Origin of the sequence: Pseudomonas sp. MPB26 (genome assembly GCF_046605355.1) — a bacterium.
GTDB lineage: Bacteria > Pseudomonadota > Gammaproteobacteria > Pseudomonadales > Pseudomonadaceae > Aquipseudomonas > Aquipseudomonas cedrina.
This window is the reverse complement of record NZ_CP176793.1, coordinates 3,025,448-3,037,510: the sequence shown is the minus strand read 5'-3', so window position 1 is coordinate 3,037,510 and position 12,063 is coordinate 3,025,448. Positions and strand designations below refer to the sequence as shown.

Below are 12,063 nucleotides of genomic sequence, written 5' to 3'. Positions count from 1 at the left end.
CCTGACCGCTACCCTAGTCCTGTGGTTGGCGTTTGTTGAAGAAAGATTCAGCACAATGATTGAAAGACATGCACAAAACCCACTGTGGGAGCTGGCTTGCCTGCGATGGCGGTGGTGAATTCACTACCGCTATCGCAGGCAAGCCAGCTCCCACATTTGGATTGTATTTCAGGTGAGGATCAGCGAACGCCTTCAGCCCTCAGTGCCGCCGGGGTGTAGTCCGCCGCCCTGGCATTGAAGCCGAACACGAAGCTGCTTTTCTCTTCATTCTTCATGCCCAACGCGAGGTAGCGCCCGGCGATGATGTCGTACAGGGTTTCCACGGTGTAGGCCGGGGTCTGGTGGTTGTAGTAGAACTGCGCATGGCCTTCGGCAACCCGCCACAATTGGCCACGGCCATCGTAGTGATCCACCAGTGCCACCTGCCAGCTGTCTTCGTCAATGTACATGTGGCGTTTGGCGTAGATGTGCCGCTCGCTCGGCTTGACCGTGCCCACCACTTCCCACACGCGGTGCAGCTCATAGCGGGTCAGGTCCTGGTTGATGTGGCCGGCCTTGATGATGTCGTCGTACTTGAGCGTCGGCTGGTCGAGCTTGTAGCTGTTGTAGGGGATGTACATCTCTTTCTTGCCCACCAGCTTCCAGTCGTAACGGTCCGGGGCGCCGGAGAACATGTCGAAGTTGTCGGAAGTGCGCAGGCCATCGGACGCAGTGCCCGGCCCGTCATACGCAACTTGCGGCGCTCGGCGTACGCGGCGCTGGCCGGCGTTGTAGATCCACGCCAGGCGCGGCTCTTTCACCTGGTCGAGGGTTTCATGCACCAGCAGCACGTTGCCCGCCAGGCGCGCCGGCGCGGTCACCGACTGTTTGAAGAAGGTCAGCACGTTGGCGCCCTTGGCCGGGTCCATGTCGGGGATCAGTTGCGGCACCGCCACTTCTTCTTCGAAACGGATCGGCGTGTAGCTGCCGTTGGTCTGCGGCGTGGCCTGGGTGATGATGCGGCGCAGGTTGCCACCGTGGTAGCGGGTGATGTGGTTCCACAGCACCTCCACGCCATTCTTCGGAATCGGGAAGGCGTAGTAGCGGTTGCCAGTGAAGTTTTCCAGGCCGTTGCCGTCGTTGATCGCCTTGACGTTCAGCGCGCTGCGCTTGATCGACTCATAGATGTCGGGCGGCAGGTTGACCGTGCGGTGGGTCGGGTAGACCGGGATCTTGTAGGTTTCGGGGTAGCGCTTGAACATCGCGACCTGGCCGTCGGAGAGTTTGTCCTTGTACTTGTCGACCGTGGCCGCGGTGATCACGAACAGCGGCTTTTCACTGGCGAACGGGTCGGCGAGGAAGCCTTTGCTGTCCACCGCGCCGGCGTTTTTCGGAATGCCGCCGGTCCACGCCGGGATCGAGCCATCGGCATTACCGGCTTTTTCGGCGCCTACCGGGGTCAAGGTGGTGCCCAGCTTGGCCGCCTCGTCCGGCGACACAGCGGCCATTACGTTGGCAGCCAACAGGCTGAGGGCCATTACCGCAAATATCTTACGCATAGAGTCTTGTCCTTCTTTAAGCCAAATCAGAAGTTCACGCCGAAGCTGAGGGCGAGGAAGTCACGGTCGGTCAGGGTGTTGTAGTCACCGCCAAAAAAGTCGGTGTAGCTGAGGCTGGCGGTGTAGGTGTTGCGGTAGTCCGCGTCGACACCTGCGCTGATGGCCTTGGCGCCTTTGTTGAACAGGCCGTTGGGGCCGTAGCCGGCGACGTCGTGGGACCAGGACAGGTTGGGCTTGAGGTTGATCCCGGCGATCACATTGTTGTAGTCCAGGATCGCCCGCGCACGGTAGCCCCAGGAGGTGGAGGTGACGAAACCGTCGGTGTCGCCCTGGAAACCATAGGCGCCGTACACCGAGTCCCGGCCGTAGCGCAGCTTGGATTTATCCTCCAGGCCGCCGACGTGCACGATCGCCGCTTCGCCCACCAGGGTCAGGCGCTCGGCGCCCAGGACCTGGTCGAAGAACTGGGTCATGCTGCTTTGGATCTGGGTGATTTCCTTGCGGCGATAGCCTTTGTTGTCGGAACCGAAATTGCTGCGGATGGGTGAGGCCAGTTGGCCGGCGACGGGATTGATCAGGGCCAGGGTCAGGTCGGTGGTGTTCAATTGCACCGGCGCATTCGGACGGTAGCTGATTTCCCCGGTCCATGCCGTCCCAGTGGGCAAGGTTGTGGAGAAACTGGCGCCGAACAGGCGGATATCTTCTGGATAGTCGAGGTAGTACTGGCCACGCCCAAGCATCAGGCTCTGGACCAGGCCGGCACCGGAGCCTGGCGCGATGGCGTTGGCGGTGCCGGAGATCGCGCCGAGCGTAGCCAGGCTGGTCGTGTTGGTGATGGTGCCCACAATGGGCGTACGGCTGTGGTAGTTCATGAAGTACAGGCCGTACTCCGTGTCGTCCCCCAACCAACGCAAGGCCGTACCGAACTGGCCTGAATCGCGGGCATCACGGTCGCCGGCGCGACGCACGATCACTCCTTCATTGACCACGCCAAACCCTTGGCCAAACGCAGCGGCCACCGGTTGCAGCGGCGCGATCGCGGGGTTACCCACGGTGTAATTATTGGTGCAGCCATCCGCCGCCACATCGCCGCCAAAGAACGTGCCGCAGTTATCCAGCACCGTCTGGTCCCATTCCAGCTGGTAGAACCCTTCGACGGTCAGTTGGTTGGTCAGGCCCTGGGAGGCGAACAGCATGTTCACCGGGATCAGGCCTTCCTTGATTTCGGCACCTGGGCGGCGAAACGCCGAGACGTCGATGGGGTTGATGCTGTTGATGGAGTTGCCGATGAAGGTACTTTCGCCCCAGCTCACCACCTGCTTGCCGGCACGCACGGTGCCCGGCAGGTCGCCCAGCGAGTAGTTGTGATAGACAAAGGCGTCGAGGATCTGCGCACCGCTGGATTTGGCGCCTTCCTTGCGGTTGTGGTCGCTGATTGGCTTGAACTCGCGGTCTTCGTCCTTGAGTTCGAAGTCGTACCAATATTTGCCGCGCACAAACACGCCGGTGTCGCCGTATTTCAATTCAAGGTCGTGCAGGCCCTTGAAGATCTTGGAGAAGGTCTCGCCCTTCTTGAAATTCAAGCGCCCGTCATCACCGGTGGACGCTTGGCCGGTACCGCCATTGACGGTACCCACCAGTTTCTTGTCGGCATCGCGCATGCCCCAACTCGAGCCTACCGACAGCGAGGAATCGAATTGCCCTTCGATCTCGCCAATGTTGAATGAAACAGCCTGTGCCTGGGCACAGCAACCCAATGCAACCGCAGCGGCCAGCGCCTGTGGCTTGAAGATGGCGCGCATTGTTGTTTTTGTCATGCGTCTTCCCCGGTGAGTGACAGAAGGCCCCACCCTACTGCCGCCCGTCAGGAGCGATAAGCGCACCAAGGAGGGATTCGTGTTGTCGCTCGAAAGGATTAGCGGGCGCTCTGGCCTGGGTCTGGGCGCGGGCATGCGCCGCGTGGATTACGGGTTATCAGGAGAATGGATGGCGCGCGCTGTCACTGTTGCGGTTTGCGTAACAGTCCTTGTCATGAACCGGCATTACTCATCTTGTTACAAGCCACTATGCTTAGCGGGCTTTCAGGGCCAACGGCCCACTTCCACCGCTGGAAGAAAAGCCAGACTTGAATGGATTGATGATTTTTTTCAATTCGTTAACGGTGTTCACTGACGTTGATTTGTCGCTCCTTGATCCAACGTCTTACTTCGGCCGCTGCCTATGCAGCGGCCTTTTTTATGCCAAAAATAAAACGGGGCGCCATCAGCGCCCCGTAGGATTCAAGCTTTTTCAAGCAATGATCACAGGCTGTATTTCTGCAAATTGGCCATCATCTCCTTCAAGGCCTCGATGTTGTCCTTGGGATGGGCGGCCCCTTCGAAATCGCAGATCTGCTGCCAATGCGCCGCCACATCTTCGGGAGAGAACCCGGCTTCGGGGTCAAAGCCCACGCCCAGGCTGCGCTCCCAGCGGGTCTTGCCGATCCAGCCGCCGCCGACTTCAAACAGGCCTGAGGTTTCCTGGCAAGCCTCGCTGCCCAGATACACCACCAACGGGCTGACCAGCTCCGGCTTGAGGCGCTCGAACACTTGCGGCGGGATCAGGCCTTCGGTCATGCGCGTCGCGCCGGTAGGGGCAATCGCATTGACCAGGATGTTGTTCTTGCGCCCTTCCAGCGCCAGGGTGCGCGTCAGCCCATACAGGCCGAGCTTGGCCATGCCGTAGTTGGACTGGCCGAAATTGCCGTAGATGCCCGAGGTGGACGCGGTAAAGATCACCCGGCCGTAGCCTTGCTCACGCAGGTGGGGCCAGGCGGCGCGGGTGACTTTGTAGGCGCCTTCGACATGCACCCGGTAAACCAGGTCCCAATCGCTGTCGTCCATTTTGTGGAAGGTCTTGTCGCGCAGGATTCCGGCGTTATTGACCACTACATCGATACGGCCGAAAGCGTCGAGGGCGTTCTGCACGATCTTGTCACCTTCGGTGACAGAGTCATGGTTGGCCTCGGCAATGCCGCCGGCTTCACGAATTTCGGCCACGACCCGGTCGGCGGCCGAGGCACTGGCGCCTTCGCCCTGGGTGGAGCCGCCCAGATCGTTCACCAGTACCTTGGCGCCGTGCCTGGCGAACAGCAGCGCATGGGCCCGGCCCAATCCGCCGCCGGCCCCGGTGACGATCACGACCTTATCCTGGAACTGCACTGACTCACTCATACCGAACTCCAATGGCGATAATGGGAATGGGTCGAGTGTCAGGCACCGGGGCGCGGGTCACAATAGAAACGGCTGAGGCTGAATGGTGCCCGATAAGGCGCAGGGATGATGGCGCTGAGAGCTGGCTTGTGTGGGAGCCGGGCTTGCCCGCGATAGGATCGCCTCGGTGTGCCAGTTACAGCGCGGTGATACTATCGCAGGCAAGCCAGCTCCCACATAAGTCTCTACATCTGGTGGGGATTTGCTCTCAGGAACAGGCCGCGCGCGACACCGGGCAACTGATCCGCTCACGAAACGCCAGGTAATGCTTGAGCACCTGCACCGGCGCTTCGATCTGCGGATAGTGGCCGATATTGGCCAGCAGCACCGTGTCGGCGTGGGGCACCAACTGGTGGTAGCGCTCCACCATATGGGCGCCGGAGATCGGGTCAATCTCGCCGTCGATCACGCGCAACGGCACTTCGCCGTGTTGCATCGCCGCGACCCAGCGCTCACGCAGTCGCTGCCGTTGGGGAAGGTAGCCGATGAGTTTGTGCAGGATGCGCGTACCTTCGTGGCACTCGATCAGACTCCAGAAATCATCCAGGACGCTTTCACTGGGGCGGGTACTGGGGCCGAATATCTGGTTGAAGCTGTTCGCCAAGGCATTGCGCCCGAAGGCGCGGCCGACCATCCACCCCAGGGGGCTGAGCAAGAGCTTTTGCACCAGCGCCGGCCGATGGGTTTCAGGGAACAAACCACCGTTGAGAAACACACAGCTGGCCATGTGAAAGCGACCTTCGTAGTGCCGAGCCAGCAATTCCTGGGCAACGCTGTCACCGTAGTCGTGTGCCAGCACGTGCACCGGTTGCTCAACGCGCAAGTGCGCCAGCAGCGCCTGCTGCAAATCCGCTTGTTCCAGCAGGCAGTAGCCATGGTCCAAAGGCTTGGCCGAGTCGCCAAAACCGAGCATGTCGCAGGCAATCACCAGGTTGCGCTGGGCCAGGGGTTGCCACAGGTAATGCCAGTCCCAACTGGCGGTGGGAAAGCCATGGATCAACAGCAGCGGCTCACCCTGCCCCGCTACCCAGTAACGGATGGTGCGGCCGTGGAAGTCGAATGTCTGGCTGCGCTTGCGCCAGACGCTGAGCGGGATCTCGGCGAGCGGCATCAGTTTTTATACCCTGGGTCCCGACTGTCCAACGTACGCAGCAGCGCCGGCCAGGCCAGCGCGCCCCCCATGCCTTGCGCGCTCTTGGTGACCGCCGCCACCATCGCCTTGGCGCCTGCGAGTATCTGCGGCCCGATGGGTATCAATTGCGCGCCGCCGTTTTGTGCCAGGACCTGGATATCGCAGGCGCGCTGGAAGGTAAACATCATCAAAAAGGTGTCGGCAATGGTGCTGCCGCAGGTCAGCAGGCCATGGTTATGCAGCATCAGGAAATTGTTTTGGCCTAGATCGGCCTGCAAGCGCACCTTCTCTTCAGGGTTCAACGCCACCCCTTCGTAGGCGTGATAGGCCAGGCTCGACAACACGAATATCGATTGCTGGCTGATCGGCAACACGCCTTGCTTCTGCGCCGCCACCGCGACACCGGCGGCGGTGTGGGTATGCAACACGCAGGTCACATCATGACGCACTTCGTGGATGGCGCTGTGAATGGTGTAGCCCGCCGGGTTGATCTCGTAGGGGCTGTCCATCAGCTTGTTGCCCGCCTGGTCGACCTTGACCAGGCTCGACGCGGTGATCTCGTGGAACATCAGCCCATAAGGGTTGATCAGGAAGTCATCGGTGCCCGGTACCTTGGCCGAGATATGGGTGAAGATCAGGTCGTCCCAACCGTGCATCGCCACCAGGCGATAACAGGCTGCCAGGTCGACGCGGGCTTGCCACTCGGCAGCGCTGACCTGATCTTTGACATGCAGTGATGCAACGGGGGCTAGGCTCACGTTAACGACCTCCTTGGCGCACTTTCTTATTATTTTTTGAGTGAGGGGCCAGTCTAGTCAGACCTCAACGCCGCCGTAGTTGCCTTGGCAGCCAGCTTGATGACCCTGCGAGTCAGCGTTGAGAATAGTCCAAATTTGTGCAAGTGACGCCAGAGAAGTGCCGTCAACAAAGCCACGCAATGGCGTTGCCGCGGGCGTTTGCGGTCAACCGCGTAGTGCAATGATCAGTTCGGCCAGCCACGGTTCGGCGTCCGTTTCCGGAGTGACGCTTTCGCTGGCGTCCAGGCGCAGCATTGGCAGCACTTCGCGCACGCCCAGCTCACTGAACAACTCGCGCATGTGCTGGCCACCGGCGCAGAACGTATCGCCATAGCTGGCGTCGCCCAGGCCGATCACCGCACCAGGCAGGCCGCGCCAGGCGGCGGGCAGTTGGTCGCGGATACTCGAATACAGGGGGTGCAGGTTATCGGGCAACTCGCCCATGCCGGTGGTGGACGTGACCGCCAGAAAGGCGTCCGGTGCAAATGCCTGCACATCCGCCAGGCTGGCTCGCGGGTTGTGCCAGGCCTCGAAACCGGCGGCATTGAGGATACCGGCGGCGTGGCGGGCCACTTCTTCAGCGGTGCCGTAGACCGAGCCGGAAAGGATGGCGACTTTCATCAATCTGATCCTGTAGTTGAGCGAAAGCCTGGGATATTAGCAGCTGACGCAAATTTTTCAGCGCACCCCGTGCAACATTCAGGCATTGCCATAAACTCCAAGCTCCACAACAAGCCATGGACCGCTCAATGATTAACGCCAAGCTGATGCAACTGGTGATCAACGCCTCCAACGACGGCATCGTCGTCGCCGAACGGGAAGGCCTGGACAAGCCGCTGATCTATGTCAACCCGGCATTCGAACGCATGACCGGCTACACGCTGGATGAAATCCTCTATCAGGATTGCCGCTTCCTGCAGTCGGGCGACCGCGATCAGCCGGCGCTGATGGCGATTCGGGAGGCGTTGGAAAGTGGCGGGGCCTGCCGCGAAATCCTGCGCAATTACCGCAAGGACGGCAGCCATTTCTGGAACGAACTGTCACTTTCAACGGTTTATAACGAGACCGACAGGCAGACCTATTTCGTCGGTGTGCAGAAGAACGTCACCTTGCAGGTCAAAGCCCAGCAGCGCGTCACCCAGTTGGAAGCCGAATTGGCCCAGGTGAAAGCCGAGCTGGCGTCGCTCAAAACGACGAGCGGATCTAACAAAATTTAGAAAAAGCAGTCAGTAAAGGGGATAATGGCATTTTAACACTCCACCTATTGAGCAATGGCGATGCAACGCGACGCGCTTCTGACCCAGGATGAGCTGGAGTTCATTCAGAACATGCAGCACAACCCGCAACTCAACGTGCGGGATGCATCGTCGAGCCTGACGGTCAACGGTGGCGCGCAGATCCGCGACTTGCTCACCCGCCTGGCCGCTCATGACCATGTCACCATCCAGGCCCAGTTCGACAATCAGCAACTGACGTTTCCACTGCAGCTGGTGGAGGATGAGTTTCACGCGGTCCATCTGCGCCTGGGCGTGCCGAGTATCTTCGAGGATGGGCCGATGATCCGGCCGTGGCGCCTGGAGCTGGAAACACCGGTGGCCCTGGAGAATATCAAGGGCAACCCAGGCGCGTTATGGGTGCGCGAAGTGTCGTTCAAGGGGGTGCTGATAGAGATTCGTGGCCGGATCAAACCGCCCAAGACCTTTTCGCTGTGGTTCAGCCCTTCGGGCTATGAACGCATTGCGCTGCGCGGATCGTTCGAACGGGAAACCGCGCGCGGGCTGTTCGCCTACCGACTGGGCCAGGGCAACGCCGATGAAACCGAGCGCCTGCGCCAGTTCATCCTGCACCAGCACCGACTGGTTTACCCGCAAGTACATGCCTGAAATCAGGTGTCGAGGCTACCGCTCAGGAAGAGCTGCAAGCGGCGCTGCATCAGTTGCCCCTCATTACCCAGGCAGCCGATTGACGAGCCCGCCAGGCTTTCCTGCGCCAGGTCCGCTGCATCACCGGCCAGCAACAGCGGGCAATTCAATGTCAGCGCCAGGCGCTTGAGCCGCTGCGGCAGATCACTGCCGGGGGCACGGTTGGAAAACAGCACCAGGGCTTGCGGCTGGGTCTTTTCACAGACCAGGGTCAACTCATCGAACGGCTGGCCGACGCCCAGTAGTTTTACCGCAAGTTTGTCCGCCGCCATCAACAGGCCCGCGACCAACAACTCCAGCTCACGGCATTCCCCGGCAATCGCCGCCACCAGCACGCGCGGCCCCGGCACGGCGGCGGCTGCCTGGAGGCGCTGCGCGGCACGCGAGCGCAGGAAGCTGTCGAAGAACAGCCATTCGCTGGCTTGGCCGAAATGCCCCTGGTGACGCAACAACTCCTGCCAGAGCGGCATGAGGATGTCTTGAAACACGATAGGCAGCGGATAATCGCAACAGAGCTGGCCGTAGAGCAGGTCCAGCTGGCGGTCATCGAATGCGCTGGTTGCCATGCGCAGTTGGCGTTGCCACTGGCGCCACTGCAGCGCAGCCTCGGAAACCGCGCCAGGTTCGCCGAGCCGCTCGCCTCGCGCGAGGATCCTGGCGACTTTACTCACCGCCACGCCACGTTCGATCCAGTCGAGAATCCGGTGCACCGTGTCGATGTCGTTGCGCGAATACAACCGGTGCCCGCTTTCGGTGCGGGTGGGCTGGATAAGGCCGTAGCGCCGCTCCCAGGCACGCAAGGTCACCGGGTTGACGCCGGTCAGCCGAGCGACTTCACGAATCGGGAAAAGGTCAGCGCAAGCGGGTGCGTTCACTGGGGATGTTTCGCGCTGGGGAGCAATAATTTCGGGCATTAGAGGTCAAGAACATCCGTGTCGATGTGGGGCCTATTTAACGCTTATTCGGCGGGCCGATTCAAGTTGCACGATGGGCCGAGCAAAGTATCTGGCGTATTTCGCTGAAACAGGAATAATCCTTGCCTGTTATTTCAGCAAAGCTGCAGCACCCCGCAGCTTCGTTTGTGCGCCGCCTACCCGACCCAGCGCACCCGTCTATCTGGAGATACACAATGTCTACCTCTCCCGTCACCCTGATGGTTGCGCGCCGCGTGGCCAAGGGTCGCTACGAAGAACTGATGGCTTGGCTGCGTGAAGGCGAGCAATTGGCCACCGACTTTCCCGGTTACCTGGGCTCAGGCGTGCTTGCACCGCCGCCCCATGATGATGAATTCCAGATTATCTTCCGCTTTGCCGATGAAAAAACCCTGCATGCCTGGGAGTTTTCCGCATCCCGCAGTGCCTGGCTGGGCCGTGGCAGCGAATTGTTTGCCGACCCGTCCGAGCACCGCGTACGCGGCATCGACGGCTGGTTCGGCGCGGCAGGCGCGCGGCCACCACGCTGGAAGCAGGCTGTGGCGATCTGGCTGGCGTTTTTCCCGGTATCGCTGCTGTTCAACTTTGTGCTGGGCCCGCTGCTCAATGAACTGGCGCTGCTGCCCCGTGTGCTGGTCAGCACCCTGGCGCTGACGCCCTTGATGGTTTACCTGTTTATTCCATTGTCCACGCACCTGTTGGCGAACTGGCTGCACCCGAGCCCGGCGCGCAAGGTTCGTGAAGCCGCGGCTTGAGCACAGGGGCGACGCGCGCTGGTATAGTTTCACCCTGCCAGCGACCCGAGCCTCCCATGACTGCAACGAACGCCCCGATCCTGATCACCGGTGCCGGCCAGCGTGTTGGCCTGCATTGCGCCCAACGCCTGCTGGACGAGGGCCACCCGGTGATTTTCAGCTACCGCAGCGAGCGGCCCGGCGTGCACGCGTTGCGCGAGCGCGGCGCGATCGGCATCTTCGCGGACTTCAGCGATGAAGCCGGGATCCTGGCGTTTATCGCTGAACTGAACACCCATACCCAAAGCCTGCGGGCGATCATTCACAACGCCTCAGCCTGGGTCGCTGAAACGCCTGGCGACGAAAGCCGCGCCTTCGTCGACATGTTCAGCGTGCACATGCTTGCGCCGTACCTCATCAACCTGCATTGTTCACCCTTGCTGCAACGCTCGACACCGGCCGACATCGTGCACATCAGCGACGACGTCGTGCGCAAGGGCAGCCGTCAGCACATCGCGTACTGCGCGACCAAGGCCGGCCTCGACAGCTTGACGCTGTCATTTGCCGCGCAGTTCGCACCCTTGATCAAGGTCAACGGCATCGCCCCGGCGATGGTGATGTTCAACCAGGGGGATGACGACGCCTACCGCGCCAAGGTACTGGCCAAATCGGCCCTGGGCATCGAGCCCGGCCCCGAGGTGATCTACCAGAGCGTGCGTTACCTGCTGGACAACCCCTATGTCACCGGTACCACCCTGACCGTCAACGGCGGGCGGCATATCAAGTAGCCGTTTTTGAGGATGTTGTATGACTTTGTCCCTGCCCCAACACTACCGCGAGATCCTCAAAGGCCTGGGTGAAGATCCGGAGCGCGAAGGCTTGCTCGACACGCCCAAGCGCGCTGCCAAGGCCATGCAATACCTGTGTCATGGCTACGAACAGAACCTGGAAGAAATCGTCAACGGCGCGCTGTTCGCGTCTGACAATGACGAGATGGTGATCCTCAAGGACATCGAGCTCTATTCATTGTGCGAACACCACCTGCTGCCCTTTATCGGCAAGGCCCATGTGGCCTATATTCCGACCGGCAAGGTGCTGGGCCTGTCGAAACTGGCGCGCATCGTCGACATGTTCGCCCGGCGTCTGCAGATCCAGGAAAACCTCACGCGGCAAATCGCCGACGCCATCCAGGATGTGACCCAGGCCGCCGGCGTGGCCGTGGTGATCGAGGCCAGGCACATGTGCATGATGATGCGCGGCGTGGAAAAACAGAATTCAACCATGAACACCTCCGTGATGCTCGGCGCGTTCCGCGAGTCGACCACCACGCGCATGGAGTTCCTGCAACTGATCGGACGGAGCAAGTAGCAATGCCACAACTTCAACCAGGCATGGCACGCATCCGGGTCAAGGACCTGTGCCTGCGCACCTATATTGGTATTAACGAGGACGAAATCCTCAACAAGCAGGATGTGCTGATCAACCTGACCATCCTGTATGCCGCCCAGGAAGCCGTGCGCGACAACGACATCGACCACGCGCTGAACTACCGCACCATCACCAAGGCGATCATCGCCCATGTCGAAGGCAACCGCTTTGCCCTGCTGGAGCGCCTGACCCAGGAATTGCTGGACCTGGTGATGGGCAATGAATCGGTGCTGTACGCCGAGGTCGAAGTGGACAAGCCCCATGCGCTGCGGTTTGCCGAATCGGTGTCGATTACCCTGGCGGCCAGCCGCTAACCCTGAACCTGCAGT

The 12,063-nt window shown here is 60.8% G+C and carries 13 protein-coding genes; 6 read left to right on the top strand and 7 right to left on the bottom strand.

The features are described from left to right. Positions 1–179: 179 nt before the first annotated feature. The 6 genes from ACLH0H_RS13950 to ACLH0H_RS13925 form a co-directional block, all read right to left on the bottom strand. Positions 180–1,538: a DUF1329 domain-containing protein gene (locus ACLH0H_RS13950; protein ID WP_411378490.1), complete on the bottom strand. Its 1,359-nt coding sequence runs from the start codon at positions 1,536–1,538 to the stop codon at positions 180–182. 26 nt (positions 1,539–1,564) lie between these two features. Further along, positions 1,565–3,355, bottom strand: coding sequence for a DUF1302 domain-containing protein (locus ACLH0H_RS13945; protein WP_411378489.1), 1,791 nt, complete (start codon positions 3,353–3,355; stop codon positions 1,565–1,567). A 483-nt stretch (positions 3,356–3,838) separates the two neighbouring features. Then, the gene (locus ACLH0H_RS13940; RefSeq protein WP_411378488.1) at positions 3,839–4,750 is read right to left on the bottom strand and encodes an SDR family oxidoreductase; all 912 of its coding nucleotides are present in this window, start codon (positions 4,748–4,750) and stop codon (positions 3,839–3,841) included. Between the two features lie 247 nt (positions 4,751–4,997). Further along, positions 4,998–5,900, bottom strand: a complete 903-nt coding sequence (locus ACLH0H_RS13935; protein ID WP_411378487.1) for an alpha/beta fold hydrolase — start codon at positions 5,898–5,900, stop codon at positions 4,998–5,000. Further along, positions 5,900–6,679 (bottom strand): class II aldolase/adducin family protein, encoded by a 780-nt coding sequence (locus tag ACLH0H_RS13930; RefSeq protein WP_411378486.1) that lies wholly within the window; start codon positions 6,677–6,679, stop codon positions 5,900–5,902. The genes ACLH0H_RS13935 and ACLH0H_RS13930 overlap by 1 nt, the downstream gene beginning before the upstream one ends. A 204-nt stretch (positions 6,680–6,883) precedes the next feature. Continuing rightward, a complete protein-coding gene (locus tag ACLH0H_RS13925) occupies positions 6,884–7,339 on the bottom strand; it encodes a flavodoxin (protein WP_411378485.1) in 456 nt (151 codons plus the stop codon). 128 nt (positions 7,340–7,467) lie between these two features. Here ACLH0H_RS13925 and ACLH0H_RS13920 point away from each other — a divergent pair, with 128 nt between their 5' ends. Continuing rightward, the gene (locus tag ACLH0H_RS13920) at positions 7,468–7,935 is read left to right on the top strand and encodes a PAS domain-containing protein (protein ID WP_411378484.1); all 468 of its coding nucleotides are present in this window, start codon (positions 7,468–7,470) and stop codon (positions 7,933–7,935) included. A 60-nt stretch (positions 7,936–7,995) separates the two neighbouring features. Then, positions 7,996–8,601, top strand: coding sequence for a hypothetical protein (locus ACLH0H_RS13915; RefSeq protein WP_186694515.1), 606 nt, complete (start codon positions 7,996–7,998; stop codon positions 8,599–8,601). A 2-nt stretch (positions 8,602–8,603) separates the two neighbouring features. Here ACLH0H_RS13915 and ACLH0H_RS13910 read toward each other — a convergent pair whose 3' ends face one another. Further along, positions 8,604–9,554: a MerR family transcriptional regulator gene (locus ACLH0H_RS13910; protein ID WP_411378483.1), complete on the bottom strand. Its 951-nt coding sequence runs from the start codon at positions 9,552–9,554 to the stop codon at positions 8,604–8,606. A 215-nt stretch (positions 9,555–9,769) separates the two neighbouring features. Between ACLH0H_RS13910 and ACLH0H_RS13905 the strand changes: the two genes are divergently transcribed. Genes ACLH0H_RS13905 through folX form a run of 4 tightly spaced genes read left to right on the top strand, consistent with a single transcriptional unit; the run spans position 9,770 to position 12,048 of the window. Then, positions 9,770–10,327: an antibiotic biosynthesis monooxygenase gene (locus ACLH0H_RS13905; protein WP_411378482.1), complete on the top strand. Its 558-nt coding sequence runs from the start codon at positions 9,770–9,772 to the stop codon at positions 10,325–10,327. Positions 10,328–10,383: 56 nt separating this feature from the next. Then, positions 10,384–11,094: a dihydromonapterin reductase gene (folM, locus tag ACLH0H_RS13900; protein ID WP_411378481.1), complete on the top strand. Its 711-nt coding sequence runs from the start codon at positions 10,384–10,386 to the stop codon at positions 11,092–11,094. Between the two features lie 19 nt (positions 11,095–11,113). After that, complete coding sequence (gene folE / locus ACLH0H_RS13895) at positions 11,114–11,674, top strand: GTP cyclohydrolase I FolE (protein WP_076949940.1); 561 nt, start codon at positions 11,114–11,116, stop codon at positions 11,672–11,674. Between the two features lie 2 nt (positions 11,675–11,676). Then, positions 11,677–12,048, top strand: a complete 372-nt coding sequence (folX, locus tag ACLH0H_RS13890; protein ID WP_033896194.1) for a dihydroneopterin triphosphate 2'-epimerase — start codon at positions 11,677–11,679, stop codon at positions 12,046–12,048. Positions 12,049–12,063: the final 15 nt, after the last annotated feature.

Excerpts from the sequence above, each read along its gene's own strand:
- ACLH0H_RS13950 (WP_411378490.1), bottom strand. The coding sequence starts at position 1,538 with ATGCGTAAGATATTTGCGGTAATGGCCCTCAGCCTGTTGGCTGCCAAC.
- ACLH0H_RS13945 (WP_411378489.1), bottom strand. The coding sequence starts at position 3,355 with ATGACAAAAACAACAATGCGCGCCATCTTCAAGCCACAGGCGCTGGCC.
- ACLH0H_RS13940 (WP_411378488.1), bottom strand. The coding sequence starts at position 4,750 with ATGAGTGAGTCAGTGCAGTTCCAGGATAAGGTCGTGATCGTCACCGGG.
- ACLH0H_RS13935 (WP_411378487.1), bottom strand. The coding sequence starts at position 5,900 with ATGCCGCTCGCCGAGATCCCGCTCAGCGTCTGGCGCAAGCGCAGCCAG.
- ACLH0H_RS13925 (WP_411378485.1), bottom strand. The coding sequence starts at position 7,339 with ATGAAAGTCGCCATCCTTTCCGGCTCGGTCTACGGCACCGCTGAAGAA.
- ACLH0H_RS13920 (WP_411378484.1), top strand. The coding sequence starts at position 7,468 with ATGATTAACGCCAAGCTGATGCAACTGGTGATCAACGCCTCCAACGAC.
- ACLH0H_RS13915 (WP_186694515.1), top strand. The coding sequence starts at position 7,996 with ATGCAACGCGACGCGCTTCTGACCCAGGATGAGCTGGAGTTCATTCAG.
- ACLH0H_RS13910 (WP_411378483.1), bottom strand. The coding sequence starts at position 9,554 with ATGCCCGAAATTATTGCTCCCCAGCGCGAAACATCCCCAGTGAACGCA.
- ACLH0H_RS13905 (WP_411378482.1), top strand. The coding sequence starts at position 9,770 with ATGTCTACCTCTCCCGTCACCCTGATGGTTGCGCGCCGCGTGGCCAAG.
- folM (WP_411378481.1), top strand. The coding sequence starts at position 10,384 with ATGACTGCAACGAACGCCCCGATCCTGATCACCGGTGCCGGCCAGCGT.
- folE (WP_076949940.1), top strand. The coding sequence starts at position 11,114 with ATGACTTTGTCCCTGCCCCAACACTACCGCGAGATCCTCAAAGGCCTG.
- folX (WP_033896194.1), top strand. The coding sequence starts at position 11,677 with ATGCCACAACTTCAACCAGGCATGGCACGCATCCGGGTCAAGGACCTG.